This is a genomic window from Bacillus sp. GMs2/2, assembly GCF_050172095.1.
Classification (GTDB): domain Bacteria; phylum Bacillota; class Bacilli; order Bacillales; family Bacillaceae_G; genus Bacillus_A; species Bacillus_A cereus.
This window is the reverse complement of record NZ_JBNLYE010000001.1, coordinates 77,111-93,187: the sequence shown is the minus strand read 5'-3', so window position 1 is coordinate 93,187 and position 16,077 is coordinate 77,111. Positions and strand designations below refer to the sequence as shown.

The window sequence follows — 16,077 nt, the reverse complement described above, 5'->3', positions numbered from 1 at the left end:
TATCCTGAAGTCATTAAAAAGATGGCATTTTCAAAAGAGCATAGAGATTTATTATTGAAGCTATATAATAAAGAGATTACACGTCGTGAATATGATCGGCTTGTACAATCGCTATATAAACCTTCTAAAGAGGTTTACGAGGGATAGAAATGGGAGAGACAATCTAGTGGATTGTCTTTTTTAAATTTATGTATGTTCTGATAAAATTAAGGTTAGCCTTACTAGGGAGGTGAAAAGATTGCGGAAACGTTTATATATAGGGATTGGAGTTATCTTCTTAATCGCTTTAGGTGGAATTGTATTTTGGTCAGCTTTACAAGGAAACCGTACAGAAAATTTTATTTTAAGACATATGGTGAATGACAATGGAACTCTTGCCACGTATCGTTTAGTAGATACTAAGGCAGGTACGGGTGAAGCAAAGGGACGTGAAGCTTTATCAGAATCAGCGGGATTATGGTTACAATATACACTTGATAAAGATGATCAGGCGTTATTTGATGAGCAAGTAAAGGTTATTCAAGATAATTTCGTATATAAGAATCATATCGTTTTATGGAAACTCTCTGAAAAGGGAGAGAGGCAGTCAGCTACAAATGCACTTATAGATGATCTTCGTATTATAGAACAATTATATCGTGCTTATGAAATGTATAAGGAAGAGCGTTATAAAAACCTTGCCGATCAATTAAGTGATGCTGTACTTCGTTATAATAAAAAAGATAATTATTATGTTGATTATTATGATGCAGATGCAGGGAAACAAAATAATTTTGTAACAACATCATATATAAATCCACGTGCATTCTCCTATATGAAGAAGTACGACAAAGTTTCTGCTCAGCAATATCAGGAAGTCGTTCAATTTTTAGCGGACTATCCAAGGCATGGCTGGGCATTCCCGAAAGAGTATAAAGAAGATGGTACATTTACGTACGATAAAGAAGTGAATCTTATTGACCAATCATACGTTGCATATCATCGAAGTTTAGGTGGTCTTTCATCAACTGCTTATTTGGAATTTATAAAGAAGAAATTCCAGGAGGATGGAAAGCTATACGGTCGTTACAATTTAGAAACGGGAAAACAAACTGTGAATTATGAATCGCCAGCCGCATACGGATTAACGATTTTGTACGTACTACAAACAGGTGATAAAAAGTTTGCGAAAGAATTGTATGATCATATGGCCACATTCCGAAATGATAACGTATTTAGTAGATATTATGGTGGATATGTAACAGGTGAAAATAATAATACGCATATTTTTGATAATGTACTACCACTTTTAGCTGAAATGGAATTAAAAAAGAGTGAACAATAAAAGTTGCCACCATATGAGGGTGGCAACTTTTATTTGTTGATATAATTTTACGTCCTAATGTTGGAGAAGTAATCAATCACGAATTCACGGAATTGCTGAGCTGTTTTTGATAAGTAGCGTTTTTTTGACCAACTTAATCCGATGGTTCGCTGACAATTGGGTTCAATAATACGCAACTTGCTTGATGCTAAAGTAGAGTTTTTTAATAAAGTTAAACTTGGAACAAAAGCGATGCCGAGACCTTGCTTAATGAGGTCGCTAATCACGGTCGGTTCATCTACTTCAAAAGCAATATGCGGAGTGAAACCAGCTTCTTTGCAAAATTCATCCGTTAAGTGTCGAAATCCATAGCCAGTGTTCATACTAATAAACGGTTCGTTTTTTACTTCATGCAGGTGGATATTTTTTCGGCCTGATAAACGATGGCCTGAAGGGACGACTAAGAAAATTTCTTCTGTAATAAGTGGTTCCCAAACAATCTCCTCACCTTCAATTGGCACAGAGGAGATACAAAAGTCAATTTCTATATTATCTAGTTGTCGTTTCATAGAAGGAGTGGATGCAAGAAATTGTTGGAATCGAACGTTAGGATGTTCTAGTAAAAAAGAGCCAAGTAGTTCTGGTAATATTCTTGGAATAGAAACGGCCAGTGTAATAGAGCTTTGTTGTAATTCGGCTAAATCTTTAATTTCTCGTTGCCCTTCACTTAATTCATGAAAAATACGTTCTACTCGTTTTAAAAATACTTTTCCGAAAGAATTTAAAGTAATCTGTCGGCCTTGGCGATCAAATAAAGGGACTCCTAAATCCTTTTCGAGTCTAGCAATTGTTTTGCTGAGTGAAGGTTGCGCGATATGCAATTCTTCAGCTGCCTTTGTCATGTGTTCTAGTCGTGCAACTGTCTGAAAGTATTTTAACTGGAGCAGTTCCATTTCGAGTCTCCTTTCTATAGACCAAAAGGAATGAATTAATAATTAAAGATGTATTATACAGTATGTAAAGTGACGTGTATAGTAAATCTGTTAAACCATTCGAAGGGTGTTAAATTAGAAGAGGAGTATGTTTCATGAAGGGAATTAAACTTATATTTAAAGATTGGAAAGCGATGTGGCACCATAAACATGGACGTATCGCTTTAATTTTTTTATTAATCGTTCCGTTAATTTATTCAGGATTTTTTTTAGCTGGATATTGGGATCCGTACGGAAAATTAGATAAATTACCTGTTGCGGTTGTGAATTTAGATAAGGGTGCTGCGATGGATGAAAAAACAATTCATGCAGGAGACGATTTTGTTAAAAATTTAAAAGAGAATAAGGAATTGGCTTTTCATTTCGTATCAGAAAAAAGTGCGGATGAAGGGTTAAAAGAAGATAAATATTATATGGTTGTTACGATTCCGGAAGATTTCTCTAAAAAGGTAAGTACACTTATGGATGAGAAACCAGAGCCAGCAAAGTTGCAGTACAAAGTAAATCCAGGTAAAAACTTTGTAGCGGCTCAAATTGGAACGACAGCTGTTGAAAATATGAAAACAAAAATCTCAAACAGTATTACGAAATCATATACAGAAGGTGTTTTTTCAAAGTTTCAAGATTTGGCACAAGGGTTGAGTGATGCAAGTAATGGTGCTGAGAAGTTACATGAAGGAACGACCGATGCAAAAAATGGAGCGAATCAGCTTGCGAATGGTATTGATCGTTTAAGTGACGGGACATCGAAATTGAAAGAAGGAAGTGACAAGCTTGCGTCTAGCCAATCTGCCTTAACGGGGGGAGCAAATGAGCTGAGTCAAGGAGCGACATCACTTCATAGTGGTATGGAGTTATTAGCACAAGGTGAAAAAACGTTACAATCAGGAGTTAGTGAATTAAGTGCTGGTACAAATGAATGGGTGAGCGGAAGTGAGAAGCTTGCTGAAGGGCAAGTAAAAGCGGATGGGGCGGCTAATAGTGTGAAACAACAATTAGAAGAGTACGTGAAAAATCATCCAGAAGTGCAGCAAGATCCCGCTTTTCAAAAAATTGTTGCTACGTCTAATGGACTAGCTAAAGCAACAAGTACTTTAAATAATAGCCAACAACAATTGACACAAGGTGCGAAGAAGCTAACTGATGGTCAACATAAGATTGAAGAAGGCATGAATACATTCGGATTTAAGTTAAATGAAGCTACTGCTGGAACGAAAAAGATAGCAGATGGTGCATCGAATTTGGCTGATGGATTTATGAAGTGGGGAAATGGATTTACATCCCTGCAAGAAGGTGTAAATCAGCTTGCGAGTGCTGGAACGGAACTGAATAACGGTGCTAGTAAATTAACAAATGGACTTGTTAAACTTGATGATGGTGCGAAAGAACTTTCTACGAAATTAGGAGAGGGCGCAGAGAAGATAGCGGATGTTCGTAATGATGATGCACGCAATACGATGTTCTCAGAGCCAGTTCAGTTAGTGAAGTCAACAGTTTCTGACGTTCCTAACTACGGTTCAGGCATTGCACCATATTTCTTATCACTTGCATTTTATGTTGGCGGAATTATGGCATCGAATATTTTACCTCTTGGCCGCAGACAAAACATGAAGGTAAGCGGAACGGTACATTTTATCAATAAACTAGGATTGGTATATTTAATTGGACTCATTCAAGCGCTACTCGTAGATGTAGTTGTGCTAGGAGTTATGAAATTAGAAGTTGCAAGTGTGCCACTTTTTGTTTTATCAAGTATTGTTATTTCCTTTACGTTCATGACATTTATTCTTATGTTAGTAACAGTATTTGGTCTTGTTGGAAAATTCTTAGCGGTAACGCTTCTTGTCCTGCAATTAGCGACGAGCGGAGGTACTTTCCCAGGAGAATTAAACATAGCTGTTCTTAGCAAAATTGGACAGTTTCTCCCAATGTCTCATTCTCTTAGAGGATTACAAGATGTTATTTCTTTAGGAGATTGGTCGCAATTACAAATGCAAATTTTAATATTGTTATGTTATCTCGTTGTTGCCGGTGGAATTGCTTGGATCACGAGCCATATACAGCATAGAGAAACGAATGCAGAACAAGTTTCTTAAAATGAAATAAGCTATCCGATTTTTCGGATAGCTTATTTTTTATTTGCGTTCCATTACTGCAAAGTAATTATTTTCATTATCAGCAAAGTTGAATGCTCTACCAGTAGGTAAATCTACAACCTGTCCAACTGTGACATTTTTCTCAGAAAGATCTTTATATAGACGGTCTAAGTCATTTGAGAAGAACATAAGTGAAGGTGTATTTAGGTTTAGTTCAGGTTGCATCTTCGCGATTAACGCTTTATCGTGAAGGACGATGCTTGTTCCTGCTTCTTTCGCCGGTGCAATTTCAATCCAGCGGAATCCGTTTCCGTTATTTTCTTCCGCAATGATTTGGAACCCTACTTTTTCTGTCCAAAATTGTACTGTTTCGTCTTGGTTATTTACATATAGCATAATTTGTCCAACTTGATTAATCATAGGTGTCTCTCGCTTTCTTTTTATATGCGTATTATTATATCAAATATATGGCTTGAATAGTTTTTTATGATTTTTTCGTAATACAACCTTCGTCCATTTCATCTTTGTTGTAGGAGAAGGCCCTGTAATCCAAGTATGAAATGGTATTGTGCTACAAATGACCATTGTTGAAATAGAGATAATGGCCGTTAACACAAATAGTAATAGGCTATATAATATAGTATTTTCTTGCAGTGTGAATAAGGAAAGAAGTTTTGTGCATAGTTGCAAGAAGAATAAATGAGCTAAATAAGCACCATACGTGTAATTACCAATGAAACGTAACGTTTTATATAAGAAACCCCGACGCTGTACTATCATAATAGATAACACATACAGTATGATAATTTCGCATACGATATATAAAAACATAGATGGTTTTATATAGGTAGAAACAGTTAAATGAATAGAGTTTGCTCCGTAAAAACTAAACAACTCATAATTGATGAATAAAAATAAGATGAAAAATAATATTGTTATAAGCGGGATATGTTTCATGACGAATAGACGCCAAGTTTTTAGTGCTACAGCGGCAATGCCGCCCATAACGAAATAGAATGAGTAGAATAGAAATGATCGATCTGTATAATGTAAAATTGTTGAACTTGTTAATTTTTCTCCATTAAAAATATAGTGAGAAGAGAACCACATTAATAGAAAATATAGGCAAGCGAAAAAGGTCATATATTTATATATGTCTTTTTTATTTTCTGTTCGTTTTTGAAACCAATAAAAAAGTGTGCATAGTAAAGGGAACAATAAGTGAATTTGGAACATCATAATAACGTACCAAAGATGGGGCGCGGCTGTTCCGAGTAATAAACTTTTTATTCCGCTTTGTAATGTAATAAGATCGTTTGTTGTTAATAAGTAAAGAATAGACCAAAAGAAATACGGAATGAGTAAGTGTATCGCTTTTTCGGAAATATATTCTTTATATACTAATTGCTTTGTATAGTGACGAATTAAGTGAAATCCAACGATAAATATGAATGCTGGTGCTGAGAATTTTGCAAGATTAAATAGCATGCCCATAATGAGGGATTGCTCAAGTAAGACATTTCCTTGATTCATTGTATATAATAAGGAACTTTGCAAAACGACAGCGAGAAATGCAATGCTTTGCAAAACTTTAAATTCTGGTGCGCTTTGTGTCATTATTTCCATCTCCTGTTCCATACATGATTATAGTACGGAGAATGGATAATGGATGTGGAATATTTGTGAAGGTTTTAACAAATTTGTGGCGGAATGGATTAACAACAAAGAAAGAGGATGCTCGTTTGGAGCATCCTCTTTGTATTTATTAAGCAAATTTGTTTTTGATCCAGTTCTTACCTTCTACAAGGCGAGCTGTCATTACGGCACAAGCGTTATCTGCTGTTACGTTTAACATCGTTGCAGGAGGATCAATGATTGTACTAATTGCTGCGATAATTGGCAATGCTTCTGGCGGGAAGCCATATAAAGAAACGATTAACATTTCCCCAATCATACCGCCGCCTGGAATAGCGCCCATTACTGTTCCTACTAATAGAGAAACAACAAGTGCGATTGCTAATGTTTTCGGTCCTTCGAATTCCATATTGAAAATACCGAATAAGAAAGCGATCTTTAATACGCCGCCTAAAACAGAACCATCTTTATGAAGTGTAGATCCAAGAAGGACAACTGTTTCACGAACGTCTGAAGAAATACCCATTTTCTTTGTTGCTTCTAAGTTTGCTGGAATACTTGCGGCACTACTACAAGTTGCAAGTGATGTAACTGTAGGAGAGACCATGTTCTTCCAAAATACTTGTACACCTTGTTTGCGACCTGCAAGGTATGCATAGAACGTGAAGAATACAAAGAAGTAAATGAGAGACGCTGGATAGTATACCATTGCAGCTCGGAAGTAAGTTCCAAGAAGTTGTGGTCCAAATTCGCCAACTAATGCTGCGAAGTAAGCAGCAAGTCCGATTGGAGCGTAGTACATAATGAAAGATACAACCTTCATTGAAATCTCTGCACCAGCTTGTAGGAATGTAGCAAATGGCTTTCCTTTTTCGCCAACTGCTGAAGTTGCAATCCCCATTAAGATAGAGAAGAAAATAAGAGCTAACATATTTTCACGAGATAGTAACTTCGAGAAGTCAGATACTGTTAAAATACCGACGATTTGATCTGCAACACTAACAGCTTTGCCGGCTTTGTCAGGTTGTGTTAGTTCTAGTACAACACCTTGTGCTGGCGGGAATACTTTCACGACAATAATCATAAAAATAGCAGCTAAAATACTTGTAAATAAGAAAGTCCCAGCCATACTAGACATAATTTTACCGAAACGTTTTAATCCATCCATATTAGCAATAGACGATGCGATGCTAAAGAACACTAGAGGTACAACAATCGTAAACATTAAGTTTAAGAAAATGTCACCAAGCGGCTTTAAAGCAACTGCATCGGCACCCATGAAATAACCAATGAAACCACCAATTAGGATAGAAGATAATAAAATAAGTGGAAAGCGATATGCCTTCATAAATATATCCTCCTATCAATTAAAAAAATCATACTGAATCATTATAGCGAGTTAGGGGCCCCTTTACTAGGAGAATACGGATAAATGGAATAGCGTGAAAATCAAGAAATTTTTGTTTTTAAGCTCGGCATACAGCAGGAAATCTAGACATATATATTTGTAACCTAGTGGTGGCAAGGAGTGCACCATAACTTAGGTAGAGAAAAAGGGGGAGGGAAGCGGGATGAATATTTTACTTTGCTGTGCAGCGGGAATGTCTTCCAGTTTGATTGTTACAAAGATGGAGAAAGCAGCAGAGGCAAGAGGGATAGAAGTAACAATCTGGGCAGTATCAGGTTCTGAAGTGAATAGTCATATTGATAAAGCTGATGTCCTTTTACTTGGACCGCAAGTACGTTATTTATTACCGAAAATGAAAGAACTATGTAAGGATAAAGGGATACCTGTTGATGTCATTCAATCTGTTCATTACGGACTTTGTAATGGAGAAGCTATCTTGCAAGCAGCTTTGTTAATGAAACCATGAGGAGAGTGGGATAGATGATACGGTTTTTAGAGAAGTATGTGATGCCGGTAGCAGGGAAGGTTGCAGAGCAGAGGCATTTACAAGCAATTCGAGATGGAATTATTTTAACGATGCCTTTCTTAATTATTGGATCGTTTTTCCTCATTATTAGTGCACTGCCGATACCGGGATATAACGATTTTATGGCAGGTTTGTTTGGGGAGAATTGGCAGCGAGCTTTAGGGTATCCAGTTAGTGCAACTTTTAATATAATGGCTTTAATAGCTGTTTTTGGAATCGCTTACAGACTTGGAGAGTATTATAAAGTAGATGCTTTAGCATCCGGGGCATTGTCGCTTGTGACGTTTTTACTTGCGACTCCATTTCAAGTTGCATATATTATACCAAGTACAAAAGAAAGTGTACTTGTAGAAGGCGCTATCCCAGCTGCATTAATGGGAAGCCAAGGGTTATTTGTAGCAATGATTATTGCACTTATATCTACTGAACTTTATCGGTTTATTGTACAAAAAAAGATAATTATAAAGATGCCAGAGACAGTTCCACCAGCTGTCACGCGTTCATTTGCAGCACTTGTTCCAGGATTTATTGTTGTAACAGTTATTTGGATTTTACGCTTAATTATAGAAAATACTTCTTTTGGCAGTATCCATAATATTGTAGGACAAATTTTACAGGAACCGCTTAGTGTACTTGGTGCTAGTCTTTGGGGCGCAATAATAGCAGTTATTCTCGTTCATGTTCTTTGGTCTTGTGGAATTCATGGTGCTACTATTGTTGGTGGTGTAATGAGCCCCGTTTGGTTGTCGTTAATGGATCAAAACCGAGTTGCTTTTCAAGCTGGGCAAGATGTACCAAATACGATTACGGCACAGTTTTTTGACTTATGGATTTATATGGGCGGTTCTGGTGCAACGCTTGCTCTAGTTGTCGGAATGTTACTATTTGCGCGAAGTCAACAATTAAAAAGTTTAGGGAGATTGTCAATTGCACCTGGTATATTTAATATTAATGAGATGGTAACTTTTGGTATGCCGATTGTGATGAACCCACTTTTACTAATTCCATTTATATTAGTTCCAGTCGTGCTAACAATTGTTTCTTACTTTGCAATGGAATGGGGATGGGTTGCACGTCCGAGTGGGGCCGCTGTACCTTGGACGACACCTATTCTTTTTAGTGGATATTTAGGATCGGGCGGGAAAATTTCAGGTGTTATTTTGCAACTTGTTAACTTTGCGCTAGCATTCTTCATTTATTTACCGTTCTTAAAAATATGGGATAAACAAAAACTGGCGGAAGAAAAGGGGGAGTAAAGAACTACAATGGATACGATAGAGACGAAAGCTTTTCATTTAATCTTGCATGGGGGAAACGCGAGAAGTTGTTCAATGGAAGCAATTGATTGTGCGAAGCGTGGGGAGTTTACAGAAGCTGAAGCTAAATTACAAGAAGCACTAGAGGAATTAAAGGAGGCGCACCGCGTACAAACGGAGCTTATCCAGAAAGAGGCTGGTGGCGAAAAGACCGAAGTTACTCTTTTAATGGTACACGCGCAAGACCATTTAATGAATGCAATTACGGTGAAAGAATTAGCGAGTGAGTTTGTAGAGTTATATAGGAAGATGTCGGTGGATGAATGAACCTTGCTTATGCAAGGTTTTTTTATTTCACTAAATAGTGGGTTAAAATAATGAATTATTTTTCATTGAAAAAGTTTTTTTAGTGTTTTTTCATATTAAACACAACTAGACGACTAAACACTAATCTATTTTCATACAGTTATGTGTTAAAAGCGTGTTGTTTTATAACACACTGTGTGTTTTTTGGACGACACACTAATTGAAAGCGTTAACACACAAAGAAAATGCTCGAAAAAGCACTGATTTTAGTGGTTTTAAAAAGTTGGCACGCTAATTGCATTAATAAATAGCGTAAAGAAAAATAAATAAACATAAATTTTTTATACTACACAAGGGGGATTTTCAAATGAATATTTTATTATGTTGTTCAGCAGGGATGTCTACAAGTTTACTAGTTACAAAAATGGAAGCGGCTGCAAAAGCTCGCGGTCTAGAAGGAAAGATTTGGGCTGTATCTGGGGATGCAGTAAAAAACAATATCGACCAAGCAGATGTGTTATTACTAGGACCACAGGTTCGTTACATGCTCTCTTCAATGAAAACGCTTGCTGACGAGAAAAATGTTGGAATCGACGTTATCAATCCAATGCACTACGGCATGATGAATGGAGAAGCAGTTTTAGATCACGCATTAACACTTAAAAAATAATTAGGGGGGAAGCGAAATGCAAAAGTTTATTGCATTTATGGAGAAATATTTAGTTCCAGTCGCAGGTAGAATTGGATCGCAGCGTCACTTAGTTGCAATCCGTGACGGATTTATCGCAGTTATGCCTCTTATTTTAGTTGGATCATTTGCAGTACTTATAAATAACTTACCAATTGATGCTTTCCAAAACTTTATGAAGGGCACATTTGGTGACGCTTGGAAAGATGTCGGTGGCGGTATGTGGACTGGTTCCTTTGCTATACTCGCCCTCATAGTCGCAGTTGGAATAAGTTACAATTTAGCGAAATCTTACGGCGTCGATGCGTTGTCAGCAGCAATCATTACATTCGGTGCATTAATTATTATTTCTCCGACAACGCCAAAAGAAGGCGGTATTGATTTAGCGTGGACAGGGGCACAAGGTCTATTCGTTTCCATTATAGTGGCTCTTCTTGTAACAGAAGTGTTTAGATTCTTTGTTCAAAGGGATATTACAATTAAAATGCCAGATGGTGTTCCACCGGCAGTAATGAAATCATTCGCAGCGTTAGTTCCAGCATTCGTTATTTTGATTGTAACAGCAGGTATTCAATTAGCTGTGAAACTTGCGGGAACAAGCATTCATAAAATGGTATTTGAAACAATTCAATTACCATTACAAGGTTTAGCGGGTACATTACCAAGTGCAATTATTATTGCTCTACTTATTCACGTATTATGGTTCTTCGGATTACATGGTCCAAATATTATTGGGGGGATTATTGACCCAATCTATTTACCAGCATTAGAGAAAAATATGAAATTATTTAATGATGGTATGTCTGCATATGACGTACCGCATATCTTCACAAAACCATTCTTTGATGTATACGTATATATCGGGGGATCGGGTGCAACGTTAGCATTCTTAGTGGCAGTAATGCTTGTAGCGAAAAGTGCGCAGCTTCGCGGTGTAGGCCGTGTATCTATCGGTCCTGGTTTCTTTAATATTAACGAACCAGTTATTTTCGGTACGCCAATTGTATTAAACCCAACGTTAATTATCCCGTTCGTACTTACACCAGTTGTATTAGTTATTACTTCTTATACAGCAATCACTTTAGGATGGGTACCAAAAACAGTTGCGTTAGTTCCATGGACAATGCCACCAATCTTTAGTGGTTATCTTGTATCGGGTGGAAGCATCGCTGGTGCAGCACTACAAGTGGTGAACTTTGCTATTGCGGTAGTAATTTACTATCCATTCGTATTAATGTGTGACCGTACTTATGTACAGGCTGCAAAAGCTGAAACAAAAGGAAGCGACAATTCAGTATCACTTTAAAAAATATTATTCTGGCGAGTTCCTATAGCTCGTCAGAATAATTACCTTTATATCATGTTCAAAAAGATGAAAAACATCTATATGAACACTAAACTATCATTAATAAATTCATACTTTAATAGACATGTTCAAACTGAAGGGGTATTTAAATCGGTTGAACCTTATAGAGAGGGCGGTAATTATGATGACTACAGCAGAACAAATTCCATTCCAATTGATTTTAAATAGTGGTAACGCACGAAGCTTTGCGATGGAGGCACTTCAATTTGCCAAACAGGGGAAAATGGTAGAAGCAGATGAAGCGATGGTAAAGGCGAAAGAAGCGATTAATGAAGCGCATCATTTCCAAACAGAGCTCATACAATCAGAAGCAAGAGGAGAAAAAACAGAGGTTAGTGTTCTTTTAATTCACGCACAAGATCATTTAATGAATGCGATTACAGTAAAAGAATTAGCAGCAGAGTTTATCGATCTTTATAAAAAGTTTGAAGCGAAAGGGGAATAAAGCATGACTGGAATTAAAATTGCTACAATCGGCGGTGGATCTAGTTATACACCAGAGTTAATTGAAGGATTTATTAAGCGTTATGATGAGCTTCCTGTTCGTGAAATTTGGTTAGTAGATATTGAGGCAGGAAAAGAAAAGTTAGAAATCGTTGGTAACTTAGCGAAACGTATGGTGAAAAAATCAGGTTTACCAATCGAGGTTCATTTAACACTTAATCGCCGTGAGGCATTAAAAGATGCAGACTTCGTAACAACACAACTTCGCGTTGGTTTATTAGAAGCACGTGCAAAAGATGAAGCAATACCGTTAAAATATGATGTAATCGGTCAGGAAACAAATGGTCCTGGTGGTTTATTTAAAGCGTTGAGAACGATTCCTGTTATTTTAGATATTTGTAAAGATATGGAGGAGCTCTGTCCGAATGCATGGTTAATTAACTTTGCAAATCCAGCTGGTATGGTAACAGAGGCAGTTCTTCGTTATACAAATATTCAAAGAGTAGTTGGTCTATGTAACGTTCCAATCGGAATTCGTATGGGTCTTGCAAGATTACTTGAAGTAGATGCGAGTCGTGTTCACGTTGATTTCGCAGGTTTAAATCATATGGTATACGGACTAGATGTATACTTAGATGGCGTAAGTGTAATGGACCGTGTGTTAGAGCTTGTGACAGATCCAGAAAAACAAATTACGATGGAAAATATCGCAGCGCTTAACTGGGAGCCAGACTTTATTCGAGGACTTCGTGCGATTCCATGTCCATACCATCGTTACTACTACAAAACACGTGAAATGTTAGAAGAAGAAAAAGAAGCTTCTGTTGAAAAAGGTACACGTGCAGAAGTAGTAAAACAATTAGAAAATGATTTATTTGAGTTATATAAAGACCCGAATTTAGATATTAAACCACCACAATTAGAAAAACGTGGCGGAGCTTATTATAGTGATGCAGCATGTAGCTTAATTACGTCTATTTACAATAATAAAGGTGATATCCAGCCTGTTAATACACGAAACAACGGAACAATTGCAAGCTTACCACATGATTCAGCTGTTGAAGTGAACTGTATTATTACGAAAGAAGGCCCAAAACCAATTGCAGTTGGAGATCTTCCAGTACCAGTTCGCGGTTTAGTACAACAAATTAAATCATTCGAGCGCACAACAATTGAAGCTGCTGTTACAGGGGATTATCATAAGGCGCTGCTTGCTATGACAATCAATCCGCTTGTACCATCAGATAAAGTTGCAAAACAAATTTTAGATGAAATGTTGGAAGCACATAAAGAGTATCTTCCACAGTTCTTTAAAAAGGTAGAGAAGTAAAAGCGGCGCTATTTAGCCCGCTTTTTTTATTCTATTAGGAGGTATTATGATGATTAAGTTAATTGTAAATGCAGATGATTTCGGTCTTACAGAAGGTACAAATTACGGCATTATTGATGGTCATATAAATGGACTTGTAAATTCAACGACGATGATGATGAATATGCCAGGAACAGAGCATGCGGTACGCTTAGCGAAAGAGTATAACCTACTCGGAGTAGGCGTACATCTCGTATTAACAGCAGGGGAGCCACTTCTTGGAGACGTACCATCACTTGTAGGTAGCGACGGATCGTTTCATAAACAAAGTGTTGTAAGGGAAGGGAATATAAATCCAGAAGAAGTTGAGAGAGAGTGGACTGCTCAAATTGAGAAATTCCTATCTTACGGATTAACACCAACTCATTTAGATAGTCATCATCATGTACACGGATTACCGATCTTACACGATGTTCTTGAGAGATTAGCAGCTAAATATAATGTTCCAATTCGTCGTTGTGGGGAAGATAGAGCGGTGCATCCATTTTCTGATGTATTTTACAGTGACTTTTATGCGGATGGTGTGACGGAAGATTACTTTGTGAAGTTAAAAGAAAGAGTACAAGGTGAACAAACGGTAGAAATTATGGTTCATCCAGCTTATATTGATCCAGAGCTTGTGAAGCGTTCTTCTTACGTAATGGATCGTGTGAAGGAATTGCGTATTTTAACAGAGAGTGAGTTGCCTGAAGGGATAGAACTTGTGAAGTTTTAATAGAAAAACGACGGCTACATCATGCCGTCGTTTTTTATTTACAAAATGGATAGAATATATCCGCCAAAAGCTCCAAGTATAACGATAACCCAAGGCGGTGCTTTCCAAAAAGCTAGTAAGCAAAAAAGAAGCGAAGCGAAAACGAAATCTGAAGCATTTATAATTGTACTCGTCCAAATGGGATCGTAAAAAGCGGCAATTAAAATACCAACAACTGCGGCGTTAACACCAAGTAGTGCGCCTTGTATGAATGATATTTTTCTCACATTGTTCCAAAATGGTAAAACACCAATAACGAGTAAGAAAGCAGGGAGGAAAATCGCAATTGTTGCGATTGTTGCCCCAAGCGTCCCGTTTAACACTGCTCCTATATAAGAGGCGAATGTAAATAGTGGTCCTGGTACTGCTTGTGTTAATCCGTATCCAGCTAGGAACTGTTCTTTCGTCATCATGCCGTTTTGTACGAACTCACCTTCAAGAAGGGGCAGCACGACGTGTCCTCCTCCAAATACAAGTGCGCCAGAGCGATAGAAACTATCAAATAAAGCGATGTAATAAGAGAACGGTCTTAATATTGGTAGCAGTAGTAATAGTCCAAAGAATAAGACGAGGCAAGAAACTGCTATCTTTTTTGAAATAGGTACTCTTATATTTTGAGATTGGCTAATTGGTTGGTTGCGATATAAAAACCAACCGATAAAGCCACATATTATAATGAGGATCACTTGTGTCCAACTACTTGGCCATAATAAGGCGATTGCGGCAGTTACAATCGCAATCGTTGCACGATTGCGATCTGGAGTTAACTTTCGCGCCATTCCCCATATGGCATGAGCGACAATAGCGACTGCTACAAGTTTTAGTCCATGAATCCAGCCAGCACTTCCAAGATCGAACTGATTAAGGAATGAGGCGAAGAAAACTAAAACAAGGACAGACGGTAAAGTGAATCCAATCCATGAAATAATAGCTCCTAATAGACCGCCCCGTAATAATCCAACCCCCATACCGACTTGACTGCTGGCAGGACCGGGAAGGAATTGACATAGTGCTACTAAATCTCCATAGCTTCGTTCATCCATCCATTTTCTTTTTTGCACGTATTCGTGGTGGAAATAACCAAGATGAGCGACAGGACCGCCGAATGAAGTAAGTCCTAATTTAAATGAGACGAGAAAAATCTCTAATAATGTGTGAAAGGTGTATTTGTTTTTTTTCAAAATAACCTCCTAGAATGTTTTTGCTATGTGCATTATACAAGAAGTGGTAAAGCAAAAGGAACAAATCTAATGTAAAGATTTTGTGAATCTTTTCTTTGTAATTAAAATTGAAAAAGTCATAAATGATTATGTCTAAACCATAAAGTAGTAGAAGTAGTGCTGGGAAATTTATATAAGGAGAATGCCTTATGACAACACATTTCTTTGCCAGGTTAACAGGTAAGAGGGAAGTGCCTCCTGTAAATACAGAAGCTTTTGGGGTAGCAGAGTTTATTTTTAGTGATGATTTAACGAAATTGCATTACAGAGTAATACTAAAAAATATAGAAAAGGTTACATCGTGTCAAATTCATTTAGGGAAGTCTACTCAAATTGGTCCTGTTGTTTTATATTTGTATGGTCCACTGGAGCAAGGGATTAGCTTGAACGAGGGAAGTATTACTGGTGTAGTGAATGTGGAGGATTTTGAGGGACCTTTACAAGGGAAATCATTTGTACATTTACTTCAAGAAATTATTCAAGCAAATGTATATGTTAATGTCCATACGAAATCACAAAAAAGAGGAGAAATAAGAGGGCGAGTTAGAAAAGTAAAGAAATAGAGGAAAAGGCTGTCCATATGTTGGAACAGCCTTTTCTCATTATATAAGGTGCTAGTTTTAGCAATTATTGTCGGTAAATCGATATATTTTGAAAATCGCTGATATAATCTGAGTTGCGCCGATATATTTCAATAATTGCTGATATAACTCG

Annotated in this window: 16 protein-coding genes; 11 read left to right on the top strand and 5 right to left on the bottom strand. The window is 37.2% G+C overall.

Translation table 11 applies throughout. From position 1 onward, the window contains the following. Nucleotides 1–238 precede the first annotated feature (238 nt). A complete protein-coding gene (locus tag ACQGS6_RS00525) occupies nt 239–1,324 on the top strand; it encodes a hypothetical protein (RefSeq protein WP_048568618.1) in 1,086 nt (361 codons plus the stop codon). A 47-nt stretch (nt 1,325–1,371) separates the two neighbouring features. On the opposite strand, the gene ACQGS6_RS00520 is transcribed toward ACQGS6_RS00525, so the two are convergent. After that, entirely contained in the window at nt 1,372–2,256 is an 885-nt protein-coding gene (locus ACQGS6_RS00520; RefSeq protein WP_000421940.1) for a LysR family transcriptional regulator, read from the bottom strand. 134 nt (nt 2,257–2,390) lie between these two features. On the opposite strand from ACQGS6_RS00520, the gene ACQGS6_RS00515 reads away from it, so the two are divergent. After that, nucleotides 2,391–4,391: a YhgE/Pip family protein gene (locus ACQGS6_RS00515; protein WP_426964816.1), complete on the top strand. Its 2,001-nt coding sequence runs from the start codon at nt 2,391–2,393 to the stop codon at nt 4,389–4,391. A 39-nt stretch (nt 4,392–4,430) separates the two neighbouring features. On the opposite strand, the gene ACQGS6_RS00510 is transcribed toward ACQGS6_RS00515, so the two are convergent. The 3 genes from ACQGS6_RS00510 to ACQGS6_RS00500 form a co-directional block, all read right to left on the bottom strand. After that, nucleotides 4,431–4,811, bottom strand: a complete 381-nt coding sequence (locus ACQGS6_RS00510) for a VOC family protein (protein ID WP_000610162.1) — start codon at nt 4,809–4,811, stop codon at nt 4,431–4,433. A 39-nt stretch (nt 4,812–4,850) separates the two neighbouring features. Further along, nucleotides 4,851–6,008, bottom strand: a complete 1,158-nt coding sequence (locus ACQGS6_RS00505; protein ID WP_098207022.1) for an acyltransferase — start codon at nt 6,006–6,008, stop codon at nt 4,851–4,853. A gap of 148 nt (nt 6,009–6,156) precedes the next feature. Further along, nucleotides 6,157–7,374, bottom strand: coding sequence for a dicarboxylate/amino acid:cation symporter (locus ACQGS6_RS00500; RefSeq protein ID WP_000649376.1), 1,218 nt, complete (start codon nt 7,372–7,374; stop codon nt 6,157–6,159). Nucleotides 7,375–7,597: 223 nt separating this feature from the next. On the opposite strand from ACQGS6_RS00500, the gene ACQGS6_RS00495 reads away from it, so the two are divergent. From ACQGS6_RS00495 to chbG, 8 genes are all read left to right on the top strand, one after another. After that, on the top strand, nt 7,598–7,900 hold the full coding sequence (locus tag ACQGS6_RS00495; RefSeq protein ID WP_001023554.1) for a PTS sugar transporter subunit IIB: 303 nt from the start codon (nt 7,598–7,600) through the stop codon (nt 7,898–7,900). A gap of 14 nt (nt 7,901–7,914) precedes the next feature. Further along, on the top strand, nt 7,915–9,216 hold the full coding sequence (gene celB / locus ACQGS6_RS00490; protein ID WP_000617782.1) for a PTS cellobiose transporter subunit IIC: 1,302 nt from the start codon (nt 7,915–7,917) through the stop codon (nt 9,214–9,216). Nucleotides 9,217–9,225: 9 nt separating this feature from the next. Then, complete coding sequence (locus ACQGS6_RS00485) at nt 9,226–9,543, top strand: PTS lactose/cellobiose transporter subunit IIA (protein WP_000379645.1); 318 nt, start codon at nt 9,226–9,228, stop codon at nt 9,541–9,543. A 346-nt stretch (nt 9,544–9,889) separates the two neighbouring features. Further along, entirely contained in the window at nt 9,890–10,192 is a 303-nt protein-coding gene (locus ACQGS6_RS00480; protein ID WP_001023563.1) for a PTS sugar transporter subunit IIB, read from the top strand. A 16-nt stretch (nt 10,193–10,208) separates the two neighbouring features. Continuing rightward, nucleotides 10,209–11,516, top strand: coding sequence for a PTS cellobiose transporter subunit IIC (celB, locus tag ACQGS6_RS00475; RefSeq protein ID WP_001168848.1), 1,308 nt, complete (start codon nt 10,209–10,211; stop codon nt 11,514–11,516). A gap of 181 nt (nt 11,517–11,697) precedes the next feature. After that, nucleotides 11,698–12,021: a PTS lactose/cellobiose transporter subunit IIA gene (locus ACQGS6_RS00470; RefSeq protein WP_000989058.1), complete on the top strand. Its 324-nt coding sequence runs from the start codon at nt 11,698–11,700 to the stop codon at nt 12,019–12,021. Nucleotides 12,022–12,024: 3 nt separating this feature from the next. Next, entirely contained in the window at nt 12,025–13,350 is a 1,326-nt protein-coding gene (gene celF / locus ACQGS6_RS00465) for a 6-phospho-beta-glucosidase (RefSeq protein WP_053513802.1), read from the top strand. A gap of 49 nt (nt 13,351–13,399) precedes the next feature. After that, nucleotides 13,400–14,104, top strand: coding sequence for a chitin disaccharide deacetylase (gene chbG, locus ACQGS6_RS00460; RefSeq protein ID WP_000593488.1), 705 nt, complete (start codon nt 13,400–13,402; stop codon nt 14,102–14,104). Nucleotides 14,105–14,142: 38 nt separating this feature from the next. Here the strand turns inward: chbG and ACQGS6_RS00455 are convergent, their stop codons facing one another. Continuing rightward, nucleotides 14,143–15,324, bottom strand: a complete 1,182-nt coding sequence (locus ACQGS6_RS00455) for a chromate transporter (protein ID WP_242785249.1) — start codon at nt 15,322–15,324, stop codon at nt 14,143–14,145. A gap of 188 nt (nt 15,325–15,512) precedes the next feature. Here ACQGS6_RS00455 and exsM point away from each other — a divergent pair, with 188 nt between their 5' ends. Then, nucleotides 15,513–15,926, top strand: a complete 414-nt coding sequence (exsM, locus tag ACQGS6_RS00450; RefSeq protein WP_000207046.1) for an exosporium regulatory protein ExsM — start codon at nt 15,513–15,515, stop codon at nt 15,924–15,926. The last annotated feature ends 151 nt before the right edge of the window (nt 15,927–16,077 follow it).

Coding starts and splice junctions, on each gene's coding strand:
- ACQGS6_RS00520 (WP_000421940.1), bottom strand. CDS start 2,256: ATGGAACTGCTCCAGTTAAAATACTTTCAGACAGTTGCACGACTAGAA.
- ACQGS6_RS00515 (WP_426964816.1), top strand. CDS start 2,391: ATGAAGGGAATTAAACTTATATTTAAAGATTGGAAAGCGATGTGGCAC.
- ACQGS6_RS00510 (WP_000610162.1), bottom strand. CDS start 4,811: ATGATTAATCAAGTTGGACAAATTATGCTATATGTAAATAACCAAGAC.
- ACQGS6_RS00505 (WP_098207022.1), bottom strand. CDS start 6,008: ATGACACAAAGCGCACCAGAATTTAAAGTTTTGCAAAGCATTGCATTT.
- ACQGS6_RS00500 (WP_000649376.1), bottom strand. CDS start 7,374: ATGAAGGCATATCGCTTTCCACTTATTTTATTATCTTCTATCCTAATT.
- ACQGS6_RS00495 (WP_001023554.1), top strand. CDS start 7,598: ATGAATATTTTACTTTGCTGTGCAGCGGGAATGTCTTCCAGTTTGATT.
- celB (WP_000617782.1), top strand. CDS start 7,915: ATGATACGGTTTTTAGAGAAGTATGTGATGCCGGTAGCAGGGAAGGTT.
- ACQGS6_RS00485 (WP_000379645.1), top strand. CDS start 9,226: ATGGATACGATAGAGACGAAAGCTTTTCATTTAATCTTGCATGGGGGA.
- ACQGS6_RS00480 (WP_001023563.1), top strand. CDS start 9,890: ATGAATATTTTATTATGTTGTTCAGCAGGGATGTCTACAAGTTTACTA.
- celB (WP_001168848.1), top strand. CDS start 10,209: ATGCAAAAGTTTATTGCATTTATGGAGAAATATTTAGTTCCAGTCGCA.
- ACQGS6_RS00470 (WP_000989058.1), top strand. CDS start 11,698: ATGATGACTACAGCAGAACAAATTCCATTCCAATTGATTTTAAATAGT.
- celF (WP_053513802.1), top strand. CDS start 12,025: ATGACTGGAATTAAAATTGCTACAATCGGCGGTGGATCTAGTTATACA.
- chbG (WP_000593488.1), top strand. CDS start 13,400: ATGATTAAGTTAATTGTAAATGCAGATGATTTCGGTCTTACAGAAGGT.
- exsM (WP_000207046.1), top strand. CDS start 15,513: ATGACAACACATTTCTTTGCCAGGTTAACAGGTAAGAGGGAAGTGCCT.